3 protein-coding genes are annotated in these 3,464 nt (G+C 74.6%); 2 read left to right on the top strand and 1 reads right to left on the bottom strand.

The genetic code is table 11. The features are described 5' to 3' along the window. Window positions 1-348 precede the first annotated feature (348 nt). The gene (locus GT045_RS19955) at window positions 349-576 is read left to right on the top strand and encodes a chaplin (protein ID WP_161289571.1); all 228 of its coding nucleotides are present in this window, start codon (window positions 349-351) and stop codon (window positions 574-576) included. 120 nt (window positions 577-696) lie between these two features. Next, entirely contained in the window at window positions 697-1,704 is a 1,008-nt protein-coding gene (locus GT045_RS19950) for a chaplin family protein (protein WP_161334973.1), read from the top strand. A 71-nt stretch (window positions 1,705-1,775) separates the two neighbouring features. Here GT045_RS19950 and GT045_RS19945 read toward each other — a convergent pair whose 3' ends face one another. Further along, window positions 1,776-3,032: an NAD(P)-binding domain-containing protein gene (locus GT045_RS19945; RefSeq protein WP_161289564.1), complete on the bottom strand. Its 1,257-nt coding sequence runs from the start codon at window positions 3,030-3,032 to the stop codon at window positions 1,776-1,778. Window positions 3,033-3,464: the final 432 nt, after the last annotated feature.

Genomic DNA, 3,464 nt, shown 5'->3' with positions numbered 1-3,464 from the left:
CGACGAGCCGCTGTCGCACATCCTGGACGACATCTCCGTGCTCGCGGGCAACGGCGTCGCCAACAACTGATCCAGACGGGTTCGGACACCGCCCGGGTGGCGCGCGGATTTTCCCGTGCCCGCCCGGGCGGTATTCGTGGTCCTTTAGAAGAAGCGTTTCTCCGCCTATCCGCCAAGGTGTCAATTCTGTGGAGGCGTTCGAGTGAATTAGGGGGCGGCGCGCGTTCCATAGTTTCCCTCGCTGTCTATCCCTCGTTCTACAGCCTGCCGGTCATGGTGCGAGCCGTTCCGGCTGTGCTCGCTCGGCCTCGGCCGTCACTGGGCATGACCGCGAAGAAGGGAAAGTTCATGAAGAAGAGCGCTGCTGTCGTCGCCGGCGCCATCCTGGCCCTGGGCGGGGTGACCCCCGCGTTCGCCGACGCGGGGGCCGAGGGCGCCGCCCTCAACTCCCCCGGTGTCCTGTCGGGCAACGTCGTCCAGATCCCGGTGCACGTGCCGATCAACGTGTGCGGCAACACGGTGGACGTCATCGCCCTGCTGAACCCGGCGTTCGGGAACGCCTGCGTCAACGACTGACCTTCGTCACACAACGCACCAGCCCACCGGCTGCGTACAGGCCGGCCCCGGACCGTCGATCCGTCGATCCTTCGTCCCGGGGCCGGCCTTCCCACTTCTTCGAGCAGGAAGACCACGAGATTGCGACAGACTCTCAGCAAGGGTATCGCCGTGGCCGCTGCCGCGACCGGCGTGCTGTCCTGGTACGGCGGCTCCGCACTCGCCGACACCCATGCGCACGGCTCCACCCAGGGCTCGCCCGGGGTGCTGTCCGGCAACAACGTCCAGGCCCCGGTGAACGTGCCGGTCAACGTCTGCGGCAACTCCGTCGACGTGGCCGCCGCGCTGAACCCGGCGTTCGGCAACTCCTGCGCCGCGGCTGCCGCCCACGCCTCGCAGGGGCACGGGGGCAGCCCGCACGATGACGGGTACGGCGGCTCCGGCACCGGCGGCTCCGAGGACTCCGGCGGCTACGGCGAGGGCCCGGGCTCCGGCGCCGGCCACTCCGCACCTCCCTACGGAGGCGGCGAGACCACGCCTCCCGCGTACGGGGACGACGAGACGACCCCGCCGCCTCCCTACGGCGGCAGCGAGACGACGCCGCCTGCGTACGGGGACGAGGAGACGACTCCGCCGCCTCCGTACGGTGGCAGCAAGGCCACGCCGCCTGCGTACGGGGACGAGGAGACGACTCCGCCGCCTCCCTACGGAGGCAGCAAGACCACGCCTCCTGCGTACGGGGACGACGAGACGACCCCGCCGCCTCCGTACGGTGGCAGCAAGACCACGCCGCCCGCGTACGGTGGCGAGGAAACCACCCCACCGCCTCCGTACGGCGGCAACGAGACGACTCCGCCGCCCCCCTACGGCGGCAACGAGACGACTCCGCCGCCTCCCTACGGGGGCGGAGAGACCACCCCGCCGGGTGGTGGCCACAGCACTCCTCCGGGCGGCGGGCCCAGCACGCCCCCCGGTGGTGAGCACAGCACGCCGCCGCCCGGTGGCGGCGAACACCACCCCGGCCCGCCGGAGCTGCCGCACACCGGTGGCGAGGCCAAGGCCATGATCGCGACCTCCGCCGCCAGTGCCGCGCTGATCGCGGCCGGGACGATCCTGTACCGACGAGGCCGGGCCGCGTCCCGTCGGTAGCGCGCCGGGTGCCGGACACGAGCGCCGGCACCCCGCGCCGCACGACGTGCTCCCGCGCCGTGGAGCATCCTTCAGCGCCGGACCGCCTCCGGCACCTCGCCACGCCGTCCTGCCGGGATCCGCCAGCCGGCCGGCCCCGTGCGCAGCCGCCGCCGCACCCCGCGCACGAGCGTGCCCGCCGTGAAGGTGGCGCCGTGCACGGACCGCATCGCCGGACCGAACCCCGAGGCCGTGATCGCACCGGCCAGGAACAGGCCGGGGTACGACGACTCGAACTCCACCCCCACCTCCGGCGTCCCGTCGGCGCCCGTCGCCAGCAGCGCACGCAGGCCGGGTGAGACCGGCCGCAGCCGGTCGAGGGCGGGCCGGTAGCCGGTCGCCGCGATGACGTGCGAGGTCTCCAGCACGGTGGAGCCACCCCGCCGGGACGCGACCTCCAGACGCAGTCCGCCCGGCGCCGCACGGGCCGCCACCACCTCCCGGCCCAGCAGCACCTCCACCCGTCCCTCCACCCGCTCGCGCACCCACCAGGAGCCGGCCGGGCCGAGCGCGCCGGCCGCGCCCCGGGTCCGGGTGCGCTCCGGCAGCCGCCGGTACAGGCCGGGCCGCTCGGCGTGGAACCAGTTGTGCCAGCCGGCACCGAGCCCGCTGTGCGGCGAGCGGGCCGAGCGCCACCAGGGGCGCTCCCAGGGCGGTGGCATGTCGTCCCAGCGCAGCCGGTCCGCGCGGACCAGCACCCGCACCCGCGCGCCCTGTTCGGTGAGGAGCGCGGCCGTCTCCAGGGCCGCCTGGCCGCCGCCGATCACGGTGACGTCCCGGCCGCGGAACCGGTCGAGTCGGGTGTGGTGACTGCTGTGCGACACCAGGTCCGGCGGCAGAGCGCGCAGGGCGGCCGGGACGTGGGCGAACGGCTGCACGCCCACGGCCAGTGCGACCGTCCGGGCACGGAACGTCTCGCCGTCCTCGGTGACGGCGTCGAGACCGCCCGCGCACGGCGCCACCCGGGCCACCGTCCGTTCGTCGGCACCGGGCACGGCGTTGCGGGCGAACCACAGGCCGTACTCGGCGAACACCTCCAGCGGGACCGGATCGGCGTGCCGGGCCGGCCGGCCGCGGAAGGCGCAGAAGACGTCGAGCCGCCAGCGGCCCTCCGGGTCGGACAGGTTGGACGCCCACGGCTCCGACCTCAGGTACATGCCGCGGGGCATGTGTTCGCGCCAGGACGCCATGGGCCGTCCGAAGACGCGGACGTCCAGGCCCGCCGCCGCGGCGTGCGACGCGACGGACAGGCCGTACGGGCCGGCGCCCACCACCAGCAGGTCGTACATCAGCAGCTGCTCGCTCTCTCGTCGTCGGACCGGTCATGGGGGCGGGCGCCGGAGCAGGCCGCCGGCCGGCCGCGGTCACGGTGCCGTGGGGGAAGGGGGCCCGGCCGGTCCGCAGCGGCGGCGGGGGCCCGTACGTCCAGCGGTGCCACGGTCTCTTCCTTGCCTCGGGTTGGCCCGTGCGGGGGTCTCGGAGACCCGGAAGCGGCAACCGCACTGGCGCATGTCCTGTCGATGTGACTGGGTGTCAGTACCGGCGCGGCCGGGGCGTCGCGCGTACCCGGTGGCGAGCGCCGCGTGGTGAGCGGAGAAGGGAGCGGGCATGGCTGCACAGTGGCGCGGGGTCCGGCCCGCCCGGCCGGCCGTGGTCGTGGCGTCGGTCGTCGCGTGGGTGACCCTGGCGGCCGGCCCCGGTTTCGCCACGGCCCCGGCGGT

Source organism: Streptomyces sp. SID486 (genome assembly GCF_009865385.1).
Taxonomy (GTDB): domain Bacteria; phylum Actinomycetota; class Actinomycetes; order Streptomycetales; family Streptomycetaceae; genus Streptomyces.
The sequence above is the reverse complement of the archived record's forward strand: the minus strand, read 5'-3'. Positions and strand labels throughout refer to the sequence as shown.